We start from the raw sequence: 16,781 nt of genomic DNA on the forward strand, positions 1-16,781 counted from the left end.
CGGTCTGTTTCGACCCCCAAGGACGGCATCTGGACATCCCGTACGAGGTCATGCGCTGGTTCATGGACCGGGTCGACCACGAGATCCGCACGTCCCGAGCCTGGATGCAGCTGCGGCCGGATCTGGTGGAGGTCATCCACCGCTTGCGCCAGGAACACCTGGGCGCCGTCGATGACGCCGACTTTCCCGATGTTCTCGCGGAGGTAAGTGCTGCCGTCCCCACGGCCGACCTGCGTGCCGTCCTTGCCGCCGCCTTCGGGCGGAGTCCTGATGGCACCACTGTGGCAGGCGGGCAGGCACTCCAACTGATGCCCCCCGAACCCGGGAGTCCACCGGGCCCCGAGTGGGAGACCGTCTGCCGTGTCTGTGGGTACGACGACGGTGTGGAGCCCTTCTGGGAACAGGGCTGGCCCAATGAGGGTGCCATCTGCCCGTGCTGCGGCAACGAGCCCGATGTCAGCGACGTCAGCGTCATGGGGATCCGCGGCTACCGCGGTTACTGGCTCGGCCAGGGCGCCCCATGGAGCTCACCGAGTTCCCGCCCGAAGGACTGGGACCTCCTGGAGCAGCTGTCCCACATCCCGCCCGAATGGCGCTGACTGCCGCTGACGGCCGCTGAAGGAGGGACCCGCGGGCACGCTCCGGCGGCTCCTGGGGCCACCCTGAGCCTGAAACTCCGCTTCCCGGCAACATCGGCCGCCGCCGAAATAACAAAACTCTTGTTAAAGTGACCCCATGGGTTCAGCTCCCTCCGCATCCCCCGCCCCTGGCGAAGGCCCCGTCCGCCCGGTCTCCGTCTCTCTCCATGAGGGCACCATCGCCGCCCTCAAGGAGCGGACCGGCAAACGCGGCATGTCCGCGTACGTCGAAGCCCTCATCCAGCGCCAGTTGGAGCGCGACCGGCTGCGCGAACTCATCGAGGACGCCGAAGCCGAACACGGCCCCGTGGATCAGGCCGCCGTCGAAGCCAAGCGGGCGCTGCTGCGAGGAGCCCCAGCCACGGCCGGCTCTGCGGACGCCGCGTGACGGGCACGCTCGTTCTGGACTGCGAGGGCCTGTCCAAACTCGTACGACGCACCCCCGAACTCACCGAGTGGCTCGCCGCTGCCGAAGCCGAGGACATCCGCGTCGTCATCAGCTCCGTCACCCTCGTCGAGGCCCGCGACCCGAGGACCAACCAGGCCCGTTTCGACCACGCCGTCTCCCGCGTCAACATCGTCCCGCCCAGTGAGGCCGTCGCCCGTCACGCGAGCAGGCTCCTCGCCGCAGCGGGCCTGCACGGGCACAAGTACGCCCTCGACGCGATCGTCGCCGCCACGGCACTCGCCTCACCGGCCCCCGTGACCGTCCTGGCCTCGGACCCCGAGGACCTCGGCGTGCTGTGCGGCACGGGTACCCGTGTGATCAAGGTCTGAGGGGCCGGACCGGCGGTAACGGCTGATCGGTCACCCTCTGCCTCCGGACAAGTGACTCACCGCATTGCGCCGTATCCTGATCTCACACGGGAAGGAGTAGTCCATGAGTGTCGACGCGATCGCGCACACCGAGTTTCCCGAAGGGCACGTTGTTTTCTTCGGAATCGACGGAAAGATCATCTTGACTCCGCAGAGCTACGAGCACTCCAGCACGATCAAGTCGATGCAGTACGACACGATCGTGTCTCTCGGACGCCACGCGAAAACTCCCTCCGACGTCTACATAGACTTCCCCGCCGACGAGAACTCCGCTCCCGACCTGGCCATCCTGCGCGAGGACGCCCGCCGGGAAGGCAAGCGCTACAGCTTCGAGGACGTCCTGCTGATCTCCGAGGTCGTCTCGACCTCCTCCGCACGCAAGGACTACGACGACTGCACCGCGAAGTACGGCCGTTACGGCATCCCCATCTACCTGGTCGTCGACCCCTACGCCCAGGAGGTCGTCCTCCACACCCAGCCGACCGCCACCGGTTACATCGCGGCACACACGCACAAGTACGGCACGGGCAAGCTCCCCATCCCCCTGGCCGACGGCCGCACCTTCACCCTCGACCTCGACGAGCTTCCGCCCCCGGAGCCCGAGGGCGACGCCCGCTGACCGAGACACAGCCCTTCCCACGGTCCGGGTCCCCCACTCCCACCCGTCCTGCGCCCAACACGCCCCCGACAAAGATCTGTTGGGAACGGTGGCCCCGGAGTCCCCGGCCATCATGGCGGCCCTGTTCCGGGACCCCGGTGGGGCCCAGGCAGTATGGGCCCATGATTACTCTCACGAAGGAAGACGGCCCGGCGGACCTGGACGGGGTGACCCATCTGTCCATCGGGGCCTCCTGGGACCCCACCTCCGGTGCGAGCGGCGGAGTGATGGGCAAACTCCGCCGCAAGACCGGCACCGACCTCGACCTGATCGCCATCGCCATGCACGACGGCGACCCGGTGCGCCTGGCGGGCCTCGACTCGCTCGACCCCATCGGCAACGGCTCCCTGCTCCACAGCGGGGACAACCAGACGGGGCACGGGGACGGCGACGACGAGACCGTCACGGTCGAGTTCGCGAAGATCCCGCCCCACATCACCTCGATCGTGTTCATCGCCGCCGCCTACAAGAAGGGCAGTTCCTTCCAGAAGGCGCGCAACGTCAGCTTCAAGGTGTACGACGCGAGCGGCGGCAGCACCCAGCAGGTCGCCGACATCTGGCCCAGCATGCTCACCACGGACAACGGCTGCGCCGTCGCCAAGGCCGTCCGGTCCGGCGCCGCCTGGAAGCTCGAAGTGATCAACACCACGGGGAAGATCAAGCAGGGCGACGAACTCGCCCTGATGCGCTTCGCCGCGAGCAAGTAGCCGTACATCGCGGGGAGTCACGCGGTCCCGTCTGCCGCCGGTGCGCAACACCGGCGGCACCGCGCGCCCCGCGCGCGACCTGAAACCGGCGCAGGTTCCGGTCCAGGACGGCCCGCGGCGCGTCCACGCGGCGGACGCTGAGCGCTGCCGTGCCGGGCAACGACGAAGAACGTCCTGGTCCTCCCGGTCGAGAGCCGGAAACGTCCACCGGGACCCAGGTCGCTCGTCCGGGTCCCGCCGGCCCCCTTCGTTCAGTGGCGGCATCCCGCCGTGAACCGGAAGAACCCCCCGCACCTCCGCGTGCGCTCACCCCCCACCCATGATCGGATGCTGGAGTGGACCGGCAGCGGGCCGGCGACGAGAGCGCGGGCGAGGGTAAGCGCGAGGACGAGGACCTGGGCGTGGGGGCGCCGGAGAGTGGTCCCGGGTTCTGGCACGTCTGGTCGGCGCGGGCGCGTGAGCTGCTCGGGCAGATTCTCGACGGGACGCCCGCCGCCATCGCCGTCCTCGACACCGAGCTGCGCTTCCGGTACGTCAACGCCGCCCTCGCGCGCATGAACGGCGTACCGGCCTCCGAGCACCTCGGTCGTACCGTCGCCGAGGTCGTCCCGGGCGTCGAGGCCCGTGAGGACGTGCTGGGGGCCGTCATCGCGGACGGCATCCCGCGCGAGACCATCTCCAGCGGCCACACCCAGGCCGACTCCCCGCTGGAACGCCGCTACTGGCACGGCGCCTACCACCGGCTGAGGCAGGACGGCCGGACGCTGGGGATCGTCTGCATCGTGCTGGAGATCTCGGCCGCCCGGCAGGAGCAGCGGGAGCTGGAGCGGGCCCGTGAGCGCCTCGCCCTGCTCGACGAGGCCGCCACCCGCGTCGGCACCACCCTGGACATGGACACCACCTGCCAGGAGCTGGCCGAGTTCCTGGTGGCGAAGCTCGCCGACGCCGCCACCGTGAAGGTCCTCCCCGAGCACGGCACCAGCCGGGCGCCCCGCGACGGATCCCTGCGGCTGCGCCGGGCGGCGCTGGCCGCGGTGCCCGAGCTGGAAGGGGTGATGCGGCCCCTGGGGCGGCCCGGTGAGTACGTCGACCACCAGCCCGGCTCGTCCGTCGTCCGCTGTCTGGCGGAGGGCCGTCCGGTGATCGACAACCTGATGGACGAGCAGGACATCGGCCGCGCCGCCGCCCACACCGGCAATGTCGCCGCCTATCTGGCCGCCGGCATCCACTCCGCCCTGATCGTGCCGCTGACCGCCCGCGGCCACGAGGTGGGCACCGTCACCATGGTCCGGGCGGGCGACTCACCCCTGTTCGACGAGACCGACGCCGTCATCGCCCAGGACTTGGCCGGCCGGGCCGCCATCAGCCTCGACAACGCCCGCCGCTACACCACCGAGCACAACGCCGTCGTCCAGTTGCAGCGCGCCCTGCTGGCCGAGCCGGGCCGGCCGCACCCGGACATCGACGTCGCCTACCGCTACCGGCCCGCCGGGCGGGGTGTGCTCGTCGGCGGGGACTGGTACGAGACCGTCGCCCTCGACGACGGACGTACGCTGCTCGCCCTCGGTGACGTGATGGGCCACGGTCTGGAGGCCGCCGTCGCGATGAGCCGCTACCAGGCCATGCTGCGCGTGGTCGCCGCCCGGGAACCCGGCCCCGACCGCATCCTGCTCGAACTCGACCACCTGCTCCACACCACCGCCGCCGACCGTCCCGCGACCTGCCTGATCGCCGTCGCCGACCCGCGCCGGGGCATCTGCACCTACGCCAGCGCCGGACACCTGCCCCCCGTCGTCTTCCGCCCCGACGGCCGGGCCACGCTCCTCCCCGTCCCGCCCGGACCGCCCCTGGGCACCGGCCACAGCCGGTACGTCTCCTTCACGACCCCCTGCGAGCCGGGCCACACCCTCCTCCTCTACACCGACGGTCTGATCGAACGCCGCCACGAGGACATCGACGCCTCCCTGCGCCGCCTCACCCGTATCCGCGGCTGCCCGGCCCCCGAGGACCTCCTCGACCAGGTCCTCGACCAGGTCGCCCCCGCCGACCCGGAGGACGACATCGCGCTGGTCGCCGCCAGGTACAACAAAGCCGGGAGCTAGAATTCCGGCCGGTCGACGAGGCCGACGAGCGGGAGCGGGGAAGTCATGACAGCGGACCGAACAGAACATGTGGAACAGGCGGACCAGGCAGACCAGGCGGAGAAGGTCGAACGGTTCGAGGTGAGCCGTGCCATCTCCGCCCCGGCGACCCGGATATTCGACGTGCTCTGCGACCCCGCCGGGCATGTGGCGATCGACAGTTCGGGCATGCTCCAGGCCGCCGACGGCGAGGCGGTGCGCGCGGCCGGGGACTCGTTCGTCGTGCACATGGACCGCGAGGCGCTGAACGACCGGCCGATGGGCCGCTACGACGTCACCGTGGAGATCACCCGGTTCGAGCAGGACACGCTCATCGAGTGGACACCGACCCACCCCTCCTTCCAGCCCTCCATCAACCACCACTTCGGCTACCGGCTCCGCCCTACGGCGAACGGCACCGAGGTGACCTCGTACTACGACTGGAGCCGCATCCACGAGCGGTACCGGGCCGCCGGGATCTTCCCCATCCTCCAGGAGTCCGCACTGCGCGCCACGCTCGGAATCCTCGCCCGGACGGTCGAGCGGAATGCTTGACCAGTACCTGACCTGGTGGGCGTGGGGCTGCTGTTAGTTTTGTGGCATTCGTTCATGGGGGGACAGCCGGAGGCTGGACCATCTTCTGTCCAGGAGGCCTGAGTTGGTCCGCCGTCATGCCGTCGCCCGCGGCGTCATAGCCACGCTCGCCGTTCTCACCGTGACCGCCGGTCCCGGCCCGTTCTCCGTCCCGGCCGACGCGGATACCACCGTCGCCGCGGACACGGTCTTCCAGTCGGACCGGTACGTCCCGCGCCAGGACCATCTGTACGCCGCCGGCCCGAGCGGCTATCTCCACGCCCAGGAGGGCAAGCCGGGCTACCTGTGGACGTCGTACGGCACCGGTGCGACCACCGAGCTGGGCGAACTCCCCCGGCTCAACCTCCCGGCGTACCTCGGCTCGTCCTCCGACACCGTGACCGACGTCGTCTCGGCCACCGGGAAGGTCGTCCTGCGGGACATGGCCGCCGGTACCGGCACCGACGTCGCGATCACCCACGGCACGTACTGGGCCACGTACGGCAGGCACGTACTGACCCAGGCCCGGGACACCGACGGCAACCGGCTGCTGTGGCTGTACGGCGAGGGCGCGCCCGCCGAAGGCACGACGGTCGACGGCTGGCCGACCGGGATCACCGCCAACTTCACGACCCTGGGCGGCGACAGCGACACCGCCGTCATCAGCTACGCCCTCGCGGGCAAACGGCACCTGGCGCTGGTGGACCTGGCCGCCGCGAAGGTCGTAGGCGACGTGACGGTGTCCACCGAACCGACGGCCGTCGTACTGGGCGCGGACCGGCTGGTCTGGTACGCGTCCGGCACCACCGCACACGTCCTGAACCGCGCCGACCTGTCCGCCGCCGAGACGACGGTGCCGGTTCCCGGCACGCTGGGCACCCCCTACCTGGGCATCGTCGGCCGCTGGCTGGTGGTCGCCCGTTCCACCTCGTCGTCGGGCAACCTGGTCGACCTGTCGGGCCAGCAGCTCACGGCCGTCCCCCTCGCGGGCGGCACCCCGCTCACCCTGCTCCGGCACGCGAACACCTCGCTCACCCCCACGCCCGACGGCGCCCTGCTGGTCGCGGGCGGCGCCGACTCCGGGCACTGGGCGGTACGGAAGGTCGCCGACACGGGGGCGGACGCGCCGACGCTGACAGAGCTGACCGCTGTTCCGCCGGTGGCCGCGAGGATCGACCATCTGTCGCTGCAGAACGGCACCATGGTCACCGACGAGGCCGACAGCAGCTTCCTCGGCGCCTACTACACGCGGAAGGTCTCGACGACCGGGACGTCCTACTCGCCGGGCCCGTCGACCTGGCAGGCATGGGACGGCCGCGGGGCAGGTCCGTACGCCACCGGCAACGGGCGCGCGGTGACGTTCACCGCCGACTCCGATCCCGCCGGGTCGTACGTCCAGTCGATCGACACCGACCCCGTGGGCTTCTATCTGCCGTCCGCCTCCGGCAGCGTCCTCGACATCACCGGCCGCTACGCGATCGTCAACGGCTCCTCCCCCGCCAAGCAGTACGTCGGCGACCTCGGCGTCTACACCGACCTCCAGCCGGTCCTCACCCGCTCCGTCACGGCCGCCTCCGTATGGGGGACGAGGCTGTGGTCCCCGGGCACGGCCAAGGGCGTTGTCACCGCCCGGGACCTGAAGACGGGCAAGGCCACCGACACCGTGAACACCGGTGCCCCCTGCGTCCCCAAGGAGCTGCAGACGGTCGGCCGCTGGATCTACTGGTCGTGCGGCCCGACCGCCTCGGCCGGCGTCTGGGACCGTACGGCGAAGAAGAACATCCCCGTACCGTCCGGCCAGGCACTGCTCGGCGACGGCTACCTCGTACGCCACGACACCTCGGCGGGCGCCCTTCTGCTCACCGACTTCGCCGACGGCGGCGCGGCCACCCGGAAGATCGGCGACCTGGCTGCCGGCAACTCCAGCCTGCGGGGCGTCACCTGGACCGTGGACAAGTTCGGCGGACCGGCGGCCTACGTCGACGCGGACCACCGGATCCATCTCGTGCCCAGCGGCGTCGCCACCCAGCCGCTCGGCGTCATCGAGTCCGAGGTCACCGACAACGCCTCGGAGAGCAGCGCGAGCACCAGCCCGTGGTGGCAGTGGCGCGGACTCCTCTCCAAGCCCGCCGCCTCCTGGACGGCCACGTTCACCAGCAAGGCCACCGGCGCCGTGGTGCGTACGCTCACCGGCGGTGCGGTGAACGGCGACCTGACCGCACGCTGGAACCTCCGGAACACCGCGGGTGCGCTCGTGCCCAACGGCGCGTACACGCTCAAGCTGACGGCGCGGCCCGCCGACGGGTCCGGCGCCGCGCTGACGACGTCGCAGGCGGTGAACGTCTCCGCCGGGGCCGCCGTACGCCACGACTTCACCAACGGCGGCACCTGGGCGCCCGACGGGATCGGCGACGTACTCGCCCTGTCGTCGTCCGGTGTCATCAGCTACCGGCCCGGCACCGGCAAGGGCGCATTCGGCTCGGCCATGGCGGCCGGGGGCTGGCCCTCCTCGGTGACGCCGGTCCCGTTCGGCGACCTGAACGGCGACCGTCGTGGCGACATCCTCGTACGGTTCAGCAGTGGCGAACTGCGGGCGTACCGGACCATGCGCGGGCAGGCCTTCCTCACCGGAACTCCGCACACCTCCCTGGGCACCGGCTGGAACCAGTACAACCTGCTGACCTCCCCGGGTGACATCACCGGCGACGGCCGCCCGGACCTGATCGCGCGCAAGGCGTCCACGGGCGAGTTGTTCCTCTACAAGGGCACGAGTGCGGGAAAGCTGTCGGCGCGGGTGCGCGTCGCCGCGAACTGGTCGGGCTACAAGAAGATCGTGGGCGTCGGCGACCTCAACGGCGACGGCCGCGGCGAGCTGCTGGCCCAGGACAGGTCCAACACCCTGTGGCGGTACGACAGCAACGGGACCGGCGGCTTCAGGGCGCGGGTCAAGGTCGCCGTCAACTGGGGCTCGAACTACAACGTCGTCATCGGCGTCGGCGACATCACCGGCGACGCCAGGGCGGACATCGTCTCCCGCGATACGGCCGGCAACGTGTGGCGCAACTCCGGTGACGGCAAGGGGTCGTTCGGGCCCCGTACGAGGATCGCCACGGGCTGGCAGGCGTACAAGGGCCTGTACTGACCCACCGCCGACCCGGCCCTCACCAAGGACGTCACACTGACGGCGGACCTGCTCGGCGACGCACCCGGCAGCGAACTCGTCGACGTGGCACGGCGGTTCGTCGCCGGGATGCGCGCCGGCGACCAAACCTGACCGCACCTGGTCACCTGGTCACTTGGACTCGACCTGTCCCAGCGGGTCGGGGGCGGCCGTCAGCTCGTCGCACGCCGACTGCCAGGCCGGGTCCCCGGGGTGGAGCTCGGTGCGGAGGTAGGCCGTTGTGAGCCGTTGGACCACGGACACCCGCGCGGGGTTCTCGTCGGTGGTCTCGGCGACGTCGTATCCGGAGATGCCGCCGAGGCCGTGCTCCGCGTCGAACAGGGTGAGCAGGGACTTGGGGCCGGGGGCGAGGACGTAGGGATCGGTGTGCCAGTCCGGGCCCATGACCGTCAGGAAGGCGGAGGCGTCCTTGTCGCCGGCGACGACGAGCGTGGGTGTCGTCATACGGGAGAAGTCCGGGGTCGAGAAGAAGGGCCAGTTCTCGGTCACGTGCGGGGTGAGGGCATCGCCTCCCCGGCCCGGCGCGGCCAGGAGTACACCCGCCTTGATCCGGGGCTCGGTGAGGTCCACCACCGTTCCGTCGTCCGGGTCGGTGAGCCGGGCGCCCAGCAGCAGGCTCGCGGTGTGCCCGCCCATGGAGTGCCCGGCGACGGCGACCCTCCCCCGGTCCAGGCGCCCGGCGAGCTGCGGGACGGCGGCCTCGATCTCGTCGAGCCGGTCGAGGACGCGCGTCATGTCCTCGGCGCGCGACCGCCAGTACATGGGCGCCCCGGGGGTGTCGGCGGGCAGGCTCAGCGTCGTCGAGCTGAGATGCGTGGGCTGGACGACGACGAAGCCGTGCGCCGCCCAGTAGTTGACGAGGGGTGCGTAGCCGTTGAGCGAGGAGAGGTTGTTCGAGTGGCCCTGACCGTGCGAGAGGAGGATGACGGGCAGCTCGTTCCCGGTGACGGGCGCGGAGATCCGTATCGCCAGGTCCACGGCTCGGTCAGAGGTCGGCAGTACTACCGGAGCGACCGAGAGGACAGAAGTTTCCCTCATGATGCATACGTCCCTTAGACTGGAAAATGAAGCGGAACAGCGTTCCGTTTAATATACGGAGCACTGTTCCGCTTTGTCAAAGGGCAGAGAAGGACAGAGAAGAAGGCAGAGAAGAAGGGCGGAGAAGGGTGGCGAAAGGATGGAGGAGGACAGCGTGGTGAAGCCTGTGGGCACGTCCGGGGAGGTGCCGGTCCGGGGCAAGCGGGCCGACGCCCAGCGCAACCAGCAGACGCTGCTCACCGCCGCGGCCGCGGTGTTCGTCACCTCCGGCGTCGACGCGCCGATCCGTGAGATCGCGGCGAGCGCGGGCGTCGGGATGGGGACGATCTACCGCCACTTCCCGACCCGGGCGGACCTCGTCGTCGCCGTCTACCGTCACCAGGTCGAGGCCTGTGCCGAGGCCGGCCCGACCCTGCTGGCCGACGCCGGTTCACCGCTCGTGGCACTCCGTCAGTGGGTGGACCTGTTCGTCGACTTCCTGGTCACCAAGCATGGCCTCGCCAACGCGATGCAGTCGGACACCAGCGGCTTCGACGCGCTGCACGCCTACTTCCTCGACCGCCTGGTACCGGTCTGCGGCCGGTTGCTGGACGCGGCGGTCGAGGCCGGTGAGATCAGGTCCGGTACGCAGGCGTACGAGCTGATGCGAGGCATCGGCAACCTCTGCATCGGGCACGACAGCGACCCGCGCTACGATCCGCGGCGCCTGGTCGAGCTGCTCCTGACGGGGCTGGCGACGGACTGAACACTCTTCTGCCGCCCGTCCCACAGGTGGGCCGGGCGGCAGAAGAGGTGCGCCGCCTATCCCGCAGCGGCAGGCTCCGGCACCGGGGACGTGGTGGTCGGTGGGTGGGTGAGGTCGTAGGCGCTCTCCGCGTGCAGGTGGACGTCGACGCCCTCCTGTTCTACCTCGGGGCGGACGCGCAGGCCCATCGTCTTGTCCAGGACCTTGGCGATCAGCCAGGTCACGGCGAAGGAGTACGCGAGGACGGCGAACGCGCCGACCGCCTGCTTGCCGAGGAGGGAGAAGCCGCCGCCGTAGAGGAGGCCGTCGACGCCGTTCGGGGCGTCCGACGTGGCGAGTACGCCGACCAGCAGCGTGCCGGTGAGGCCGCCGACGAGGTGGATGCCGACGACGTCGAGGGAGTCGTCGTAGCCGAACCTGTACTTCAGGCCGACCGCGAGAGCACACACCGCGCCGCCGACGGCACCGAGGGCGAGGGCGCCGACCGGCGAGACCGCGCCGCAGGACGGGGTGATCGCCACCAGACCGGCGATGGCGCCGGAGGCCGCGCCGAGCGTCGTGGAGTGGCCGTCGCGGACCTTCTCGACGAGGAGCCAGCCGAGCATCGCCGAGCAGGTGGCGGTGAAGGTGTTCAGTACGACGACGGAGGCGGCGTTGCCCGAGGACAGCGCGGAGCCGCCGTTGAAGCCGAACCAGCCGAACCACAGCAGGCCCGCGCCGAGCATCACCAGGGGCAGGTTGTGCGGACGCTCCTGGCCGCCCTTCTTCTGCCAGCCGATGCGTCTGCCGAGGACGAGGATCACGGCCAGCGCCGCCGCGCCGGAGTTGATGTGGACGGCCGTACCGCCCGCGTAGTCGATGGCACCGAGCTTGTTCACGATCCAGCCGCCCGTCACGCCCTTGCCGTCGAAGGCGAACACCCAGTGGGCGACGGGCAGATAGACCAGCGTGACCCAGATCCCGGAGAAGGCCATCCAGGCGCCGAACTTGATGCGGTCCGAGATCGCGCCGCAGATCAGGGCGGCGGTGAGGGCCGCGAACAGGGCCTGGAAGGCGGCGAAGACGGAGAGCGGGATGACCGCCTTCGGGTCGTCCGCGATGACGCCGCTCATGCCGAAGAACTCGGACACGTCACCGAGCAGGCCGGCGCCGCCGATCGAGTCGCCGAAGGCGGCCGAGAAGCCGTAGACGACCCAGATGCAGCCGACCAGGGCGACGGACCCGAAGGTCATCATGATCATGTTCAGGACGCTCTTGGCGGCGACCATGCCACCGTAGAAGAGCGCCAGGCCCGGCACCATCAGACAGACGAGTGCCGTGCTCGCGAGCATCCAAGCGGTACTTCCGGTGTCCATGCGCACACTCCACGGAGAAGTCCAACTGAGGGAAACGATGTTTCACCGCAGTAGACAGGTGGTGCGTTACAGGACACCCCTGTGGCCGATTAAGGCCGGGTTTCCGTAGCCGTGGCTGGGTTTCAGCGACTGGGATGCAGTGGCTGGGTCTCAGTGCTGCGGGCTGTCCCCGAAGGCCGTCACCGTCAGGAAGCGGATGGGGAGTTCGACCAGCCGCTCGGGGCCGTGCGGCGCCTCGCCGTCGAACTGGAGGGCGTCGCCGGGGCGCAGGGTGTAGCTGGACTTGCCGTGGCCGTAGGTCATGACGCCCTCCAGCATGTAGAGGAGTTCGGTGCCGGCGTGCTGGAAGAGCGGGAAGACCTCGCTCTGTTCGGTCAGCGTGACCAGCAGGGCGTCCATGCGCTTGTGGGCGCCCCTGAGCGAGCCGAGCTGGGCGTACTCGTGGCCGACCCTCGTGCCGCGCCGCACGATCCGGGCGCCGTGGTCGGCCGGGACGAAAACGGCCTCGCGTTCGTCGTCCATACCGCGGAACAGGGCGGTGACCGGGACGTCGAGGCCGCGCGCGAGCCGGGAGAGCGTGGTGAGGCTGCACGCGGTCTGGGCGTTCTCGATCTTCGACAGCATGGCCTTGGAGATACCGACCCGGATCGCCATCTCGCCGACCGACAGCCCCGCCGCCTGCCGGTACTCACGGGCCCGGACCGCGATGACGCGCTCCAGCGCCTTGTCGTCGGAGACCTCGGAGACCTCGGAGACCTCGGAGTACAACTCGGAGTCCTCGGGTGCTTCGCCATCTTCGTGGTGCTCGGTCATCGGCGCAGTTTAACCAGCACGTGCCAGGCGGAAACGGGGATGGGGTTCGGCGCGGCCGGTGGCCAGGTCGGCGGCCATCGCACCGATGAGCGGGGCGAACTTGGCGCCGTGGCCGGAGCACGGGGAGACGATGACGAACGGGCCGTGGCGGTCGAGGACGAAGTCCTCGTCGGGGGTGGTGGTGTAGAGGCAGGTCGCCTCGGCGACCGGGTCGGGTTCGAGGCCGGGGAGGCGGTCGCGGACGAAGCCGCTCACCCGGGTGCGCGACGACGGGTCGACGACTCCGTCGCGGGTACGGGCGGTGGTGGGCGTGCCGCGGTCGTGCTCGGCGACCTTCATCGCGGGCAGCGGGCCGCCGTCGCTTCCCGAGGGCAGGCCGTAGAGGTGCAGTTCCCCGTCCCAGATCAGGGTCGGCCACCTGACGGACGGATCCCGCTGCCGGAAGTGGAAGACCTGCTGCTGGGTCACCGCCAACGGCGGCAGGGGGACGGGCAGTTGGAGCTCGGGCAGCCAGGCGCCGGCCGCGACCACCACCGTGTCGGCCAGGATCTCGTCACCGTCGTCGGTGCGCAGGAGCACCTCGCCGCTCCCCCGGACCTCGATGCCGGTGACCCGGTTGCCGATGACCGCCCGCGCGCCGTGCTCGATCGCCCGCCGTACACAGGCGGCGACGGTCTCGTCGGCATCGACCGTGCCCGCGTCCGGGTGGTACAGCACCGGCCCGGTGATACGGATGTACGGCCAGCGCTCCGACGCGGCTTCCGGGCCGAGGAGTTCATGGGGCACTCCGGCCGCGCCGAGCAGGCCTGCGATCGCCCCGGGGTCGCGGTCCTCGCCCATGTCGAGCCCACCGGTCTTGCGGAGCAGGGGAGTTGAGCTGTCGTCCTCCAACTCCCGCCACTGCTCGTACGCCTGCCCGGTCAGCCCTACGTAGAAGGGGTCGGCGTACGCCCGCCGGAAGATCCGCGAGCTGCCGTGCGAACTGCCGTGCCGGTGACCGATGTCGTAGGCCTCGATCAGGGTGACCTCGTGCCCCTGCCGGGCCAGTTGCCAGGCGGTGGCCGCACCCATCAGTCCGGCGCCGACGACGGCGATCACAGTCCCTCCCCGGGGATCCAGTTCGTCCCCGCGAGCGGGACACGCGCCATGGCGGCGGACTCGATCGTAAGGGCCACCAGGTCCTCGGGTTCGAGATGGAGGAGGTGGGCCTTGCCACAGGCGCGGGCGAGGGTCTGGGCCTCCATGGTCATCACACGGAGGAAGTTGGCGAGCCTGCGTCCGGCGTCCACCGGGTCGAGGCGGGCGGCGAGTTCCTCGTCCTGGGTGGAGATGCCGGCGGGGTCGCGGCCGTCCTGGTAGTCGTCGAAGTAGCCCGCTGCGGAGCCCAGTCGGCGGTACTCGGCGTCGTACTTCGGATGGTTGTCGCCGAGTGCGATGAGCGCGGCCGTGCCGATGGCGACCGCGTCCGCGCCGAGTGCGAGGGCCTTGGCCATGTCGGCGCCGCCCCGGATCCCGCCGGAGACGATCAGCTGGACCTCGCGGTGGACGCCCAACTCCTGTAGTGCGCGCACCGCTTGGGGCAGGGCTGCCAGGGTGGGGATGCCGACGTGCTCGATGAAGACGTCCTGGGTCGCGGCCGTACCGCCCTGCATGCCGTCGACGACCACGACGTCGGCGCCGGCGTGGACGGCGAGCTTGACGTCGTAGTACGTCCGGGTCGCGCCGACCTTCACATAGATCGGCTTCTCCCAGTCGGTGATCTCGCGGAGCTCAAGGATCTTGATGGCGAGGTCGTCGGGGCCGGTCCAGTCCGGGTGGCGGCACGCGCTGCGCTGGTCGATGCCGACGGGCAACGTCCGCATACCGGCGACCCGTTCGGTGATCTTCTGGCCGAGCAGCATGCCCCCGCCGCCGGGCTTGGCACCCTGGCCGAGGACGACCTCGATGGCGTCGGCGGCACGCAGGTCGTCGGGGTTCATGCCGTAGCGGGACGGCAGGTACTGATAGACGAGGTGCTTGGAGTGCCCACGCTCCTCGGGCGTCATCCCGCCGTCCCCGGTGGTCGTCGACGTCCCCACCTCACTGGCACCACGCCCGAGGGCCTCTTTGGCCTGGGCGGAGAGAGCCCCGAAGCTCATACCGGCGATGGTGACCGGGGTGGCGAGGCGGAGCGGGTTCCTGGCGTGCCGGGCGCCGAGGACGACGTCGGTGTCACAGCGCTCCCGGTAACCCTCCAGCGGATAACGGGACATGGAGGCACCGAGCAGCAACAGATCATCGAAGTGCGGCAGTCGGCGCTTGGCACCCCACCCCCGGATGTCATAGATACCGGTCTCGGCGGCACGCTGAATGGCGTGAATGGTGGCACGGTCGAACGTCGCCGACTCACGCAGGCCGTGGGATGCGGCTTCCAAGGTCAACTCCTTCATCAGGGCTGAGGTGGAGCGCCCCCTTTAGGGGCGCGGGGCTGTGTCGATTTGCGGCTCCGCCGCGCGGGCGCGACAAGCCACGGCGGACCCGCAGCCGAAATACGACCTCACAGCGGAGCTAATACGCAGCGGTGTTGTCGACCTTGAAGTGATAAAGCGTCCTGGCGGAGCCGTACCGCCGGAAATCCGCAGGATCTTCGTCCCGCTCGGCTGCCTTCAACAACTCGGCCAGCTCAGCGAGGTGTTCACCCCGCATCTCCTTCTCGACACAGTCCGCACCGAGCGACTTGACCGTGCCCCTCACATAGATCCGGGCCTCGTAGAGGGAGTCCCCAAGCGCGTCCCCGGCGTTCCCGCACACCACCAACCGCCCCGCCTGCCCCATGAACGCACTCATGTGCCCGACATCGCCCCCCACGACGATGTCCACCCCCTTCATGGAGATCCCGCACCGCGCGGACGCGTCCCCGTCGATCACCAGAAGCCCGCCATGGCCGGTGGCCCCCGCCGACTGGGACGCGTTCCCCCGCACCCGGACCGTCCCGGACATCATGTTCTCGGCGACGCCCGTACCCGCGTTGCCGTGGACGGTGACCGTGGCGCGCTGGTTCATGCCGGCGCAGTAGTAGCCGACGTGGCCCTCGATGTCGACGGCGAGGTCCTCCCGGATTCCGCAGGCCACGGCGTGTGCGCCGCGCGGGTTGAGGACTCGCCAGACATCGGCGGCGCCGGGCGCGTGCAGGGCCTGGTTGAGCTCCCGCACCGGGGAGTTGGCCAGGTCGATCAGCGTCGCCATATGTACACCTCTTCCGGCTCGGGTTCGAAGATGCGGGCGTTCTCGATGCCCGGCAGGACGTCCAGCGCCCGGTACTCGGAGGCCATCGCCACCCACGCGTCGGTCTCGGCGACGAGCGCCGGCTTGCAGGCGATGGCGTCACGGACGACGGCGAAGGAGTCACCGGTCGACACCAGCAGCGTGTAGAAACCGTCGAACCGCTCGCACAGCAGCCGAAGCGCCTTCTCCAGGTCGGCACCCTGTTCCAGCTGACGGGCGACGAACCGCGCACCGACCTCGGAGTCGTTCTCGCTGTCGAACTCGACGCCCTGGGCGCGCAGTTCACGCCGGATGGTGGCGTGGTTGGCGAAGGAGCCGTTGTGCACCAGGCACTGTCCGGGGCCGACCGAGAAGGGGTGCGCGCCCTCCGGGGTGACGGCGGACTCGGTGGCCATACGGGTGTGGCCGACGCCCTGCCAGCCGGTGACGGCGGCGAGCCCGAAGGCATCCGCCAACTCCACGGGGTTTCCGGTGCCCTTGAGTACGGCCACGTCGGTGCCGGAGCCGATGACGGTGGCATGGGGCAGCGCGTCCGCGACGGCGGCGAGCAGATCGGTGACCGGAAGATCCGCGTGTACGACGGTGGTCGCGTCGGCGGCGACGGCCACGGCTCCGGGCAGCGCGGCCTCGGCCTCGTCCGGCGAGACCCCGAGCAGCGAGACGACGGCGCGTCCCGGCGGGGACAGCCGGGGGTCGCCGTAGACCGCGACGCCCGCCGAATCGGGGCCGCGTTCGACGACCTGCCCCAGCATCGCGGTCAGCAGCTCGCCGAGCCGGGGTTCGAGTGAGGGCTCCCGCAGATGGAGCCCCACGATTCCGCACATGCCAACTCCTCTCAGAAAGCGGCCAGGAGACGATCAGAAGGCGGTCAGG

The 16,781-nt window shown here is 70.3% G+C and carries 16 protein-coding genes; 9 read left to right on the plus strand and 7 right to left on the minus strand.

The features are described 5' to 3' along the window. Positions 1 to 308: 308 nt before the first annotated feature. From G3I56_RS24005 to G3I56_RS24040, 8 genes are all read left to right on the plus strand, one after another. Entirely contained in the window at positions 309 to 599 is a 291-nt protein-coding gene (locus G3I56_RS24005) for a hypothetical protein (protein WP_164412365.1), read from the plus strand. A gap of 136 nt (positions 600 to 735) precedes the next feature. Next, a complete protein-coding gene (locus G3I56_RS24010; RefSeq protein WP_164412247.1) occupies positions 736 to 1,026 on the plus strand; it encodes a hypothetical protein in 291 nt (96 codons plus the stop codon). Further along, positions 1,023 to 1,415, plus strand: a complete 393-nt coding sequence (locus tag G3I56_RS24015; protein ID WP_164412249.1) for a PIN domain-containing protein — start codon at positions 1,023 to 1,025, stop codon at positions 1,413 to 1,415. Before G3I56_RS24010 ends, G3I56_RS24015 begins: the two co-directional genes overlap by 4 nt. A gap of 103 nt (positions 1,416 to 1,518) precedes the next feature. Then, the gene (locus G3I56_RS24020) at positions 1,519 to 2,073 is read left to right on the plus strand and encodes a Uma2 family endonuclease (RefSeq protein ID WP_164412251.1); all 555 of its coding nucleotides are present in this window, start codon (positions 1,519 to 1,521) and stop codon (positions 2,071 to 2,073) included. 161 nt (positions 2,074 to 2,234) lie between these two features. Further along, on the plus strand, positions 2,235 to 2,819 hold the full coding sequence (locus G3I56_RS24025; RefSeq protein WP_164412253.1) for a TerD family protein: 585 nt from the start codon (positions 2,235 to 2,237) through the stop codon (positions 2,817 to 2,819). 335 nt (positions 2,820 to 3,154) lie between these two features. Further along, complete coding sequence (locus tag G3I56_RS24030; protein ID WP_343240037.1) at positions 3,155 to 4,921, plus strand: SpoIIE family protein phosphatase; 1,767 nt, start codon at positions 3,155 to 3,157, stop codon at positions 4,919 to 4,921. Between the two features lie 45 nt (positions 4,922 to 4,966). Next, the gene (locus tag G3I56_RS24035) at positions 4,967 to 5,494 is read left to right on the plus strand and encodes an SRPBCC family protein (RefSeq protein WP_164412255.1); all 528 of its coding nucleotides are present in this window, start codon (positions 4,967 to 4,969) and stop codon (positions 5,492 to 5,494) included. Between the two features lie 103 nt (positions 5,495 to 5,597). After that, entirely contained in the window at positions 5,598 to 8,654 is a 3,057-nt protein-coding gene (locus G3I56_RS24040) for an FG-GAP-like repeat-containing protein (RefSeq protein WP_164412257.1), read from the plus strand. 150 nt (positions 8,655 to 8,804) lie between these two features. On the opposite strand, the gene G3I56_RS24045 is transcribed toward G3I56_RS24040, so the two are convergent. Then, positions 8,805 to 9,731 carry an alpha/beta fold hydrolase gene (locus G3I56_RS24045; protein WP_164412259.1) on the minus strand — a complete coding sequence of 309 codons (927 nt, stop codon included), beginning with the start codon at positions 9,729 to 9,731 and terminating at the stop codon, positions 8,805 to 8,807. A 157-nt stretch (positions 9,732 to 9,888) separates the two neighbouring features. On the opposite strand from G3I56_RS24045, the gene G3I56_RS24050 reads away from it, so the two are divergent. Next, entirely contained in the window at positions 9,889 to 10,476 is a 588-nt protein-coding gene (locus G3I56_RS24050; RefSeq protein WP_343240042.1) for a TetR/AcrR family transcriptional regulator, read from the plus strand. A gap of 56 nt (positions 10,477 to 10,532) precedes the next feature. Here G3I56_RS24050 and G3I56_RS24055 read toward each other — a convergent pair whose 3' ends face one another. From G3I56_RS24055 to G3I56_RS24080, 6 genes are all read right to left on the minus strand, one after another. After that, a complete protein-coding gene (locus tag G3I56_RS24055) occupies positions 10,533 to 11,831 on the minus strand; it encodes an ammonium transporter (RefSeq protein ID WP_164412263.1) in 1,299 nt (432 codons plus the stop codon). 150 nt (positions 11,832 to 11,981) lie between these two features. After that, positions 11,982 to 12,644, minus strand: a complete 663-nt coding sequence (locus tag G3I56_RS24060) for an XRE family transcriptional regulator (protein ID WP_239135062.1) — start codon at positions 12,642 to 12,644, stop codon at positions 11,982 to 11,984. 9 nt (positions 12,645 to 12,653) lie between these two features. Then, on the minus strand, positions 12,654 to 13,742 hold the full coding sequence (locus G3I56_RS24065; RefSeq protein WP_164412265.1) for an FAD-dependent oxidoreductase: 1,089 nt from the start codon (positions 13,740 to 13,742) through the stop codon (positions 12,654 to 12,656). Then, positions 13,739 to 15,058 carry an FMN-binding glutamate synthase family protein gene (locus G3I56_RS24070; protein WP_203690519.1) on the minus strand — a complete coding sequence of 440 codons (1,320 nt, stop codon included), beginning with the start codon at positions 15,056 to 15,058 and terminating at the stop codon, positions 13,739 to 13,741. Before G3I56_RS24070 ends, G3I56_RS24065 begins: the two co-directional genes overlap by 4 nt. 133 nt (positions 15,059 to 15,191) lie before the next feature. Continuing rightward, the gene (locus tag G3I56_RS24075) at positions 15,192 to 15,869 is read right to left on the minus strand and encodes a glutamate synthase (protein WP_164412267.1); all 678 of its coding nucleotides are present in this window, start codon (positions 15,867 to 15,869) and stop codon (positions 15,192 to 15,194) included. After that, on the minus strand, positions 15,857 to 16,732 hold the full coding sequence (locus G3I56_RS24080; protein WP_164412270.1) for a glutamine amidotransferase family protein: 876 nt from the start codon (positions 16,730 to 16,732) through the stop codon (positions 15,857 to 15,859). Before G3I56_RS24080 ends, G3I56_RS24075 begins: the two co-directional genes overlap by 13 nt. Positions 16,733 to 16,781 lie beyond the last annotated feature (49 nt).

The organism is Streptomyces sp. SID12488, from assembly GCF_010548275.1.
Lineage (GTDB): Bacteria > Actinomycetota > Actinomycetes > Streptomycetales > Streptomycetaceae > Streptomyces.

Excerpts from the sequence above, each read along its gene's own strand:
- G3I56_RS24005 (WP_164412365.1), top strand. The coding sequence starts at position 309 with ATGCCCCCCGAACCCGGGAGTCCACCGGGCCCCGAGTGGGAGACCGTC.
- G3I56_RS24010 (WP_164412247.1), top strand. The coding sequence starts at position 736 with ATGGGTTCAGCTCCCTCCGCATCCCCCGCCCCTGGCGAAGGCCCCGTC.
- G3I56_RS24020 (WP_164412251.1), top strand. The coding sequence starts at position 1,519 with ATGAGTGTCGACGCGATCGCGCACACCGAGTTTCCCGAAGGGCACGTT.
- G3I56_RS24025 (WP_164412253.1), top strand. The coding sequence starts at position 2,235 with ATGATTACTCTCACGAAGGAAGACGGCCCGGCGGACCTGGACGGGGTG.
- G3I56_RS24035 (WP_164412255.1), top strand. The coding sequence starts at position 4,967 with ATGACAGCGGACCGAACAGAACATGTGGAACAGGCGGACCAGGCAGAC.
- G3I56_RS24045 (WP_164412259.1), bottom strand. The coding sequence starts at position 9,731 with ATGAGGGAAACTTCTGTCCTCTCGGTCGCTCCGGTAGTACTGCCGACC.
- G3I56_RS24055 (WP_164412263.1), bottom strand. The coding sequence starts at position 11,831 with ATGGACACCGGAAGTACCGCTTGGATGCTCGCGAGCACGGCACTCGTC.
- G3I56_RS24060 (WP_239135062.1), bottom strand. The coding sequence starts at position 12,644 with ATGACCGAGCACCACGAAGATGGCGAAGCACCCGAGGACTCCGAGTTG.
- G3I56_RS24075 (WP_164412267.1), bottom strand. The coding sequence starts at position 15,869 with ATGGCGACGCTGATCGACCTGGCCAACTCCCCGGTGCGGGAGCTCAAC.
- G3I56_RS24080 (WP_164412270.1), bottom strand. The coding sequence starts at position 16,732 with ATGTGCGGAATCGTGGGGCTCCATCTGCGGGAGCCCTCACTCGAACCC.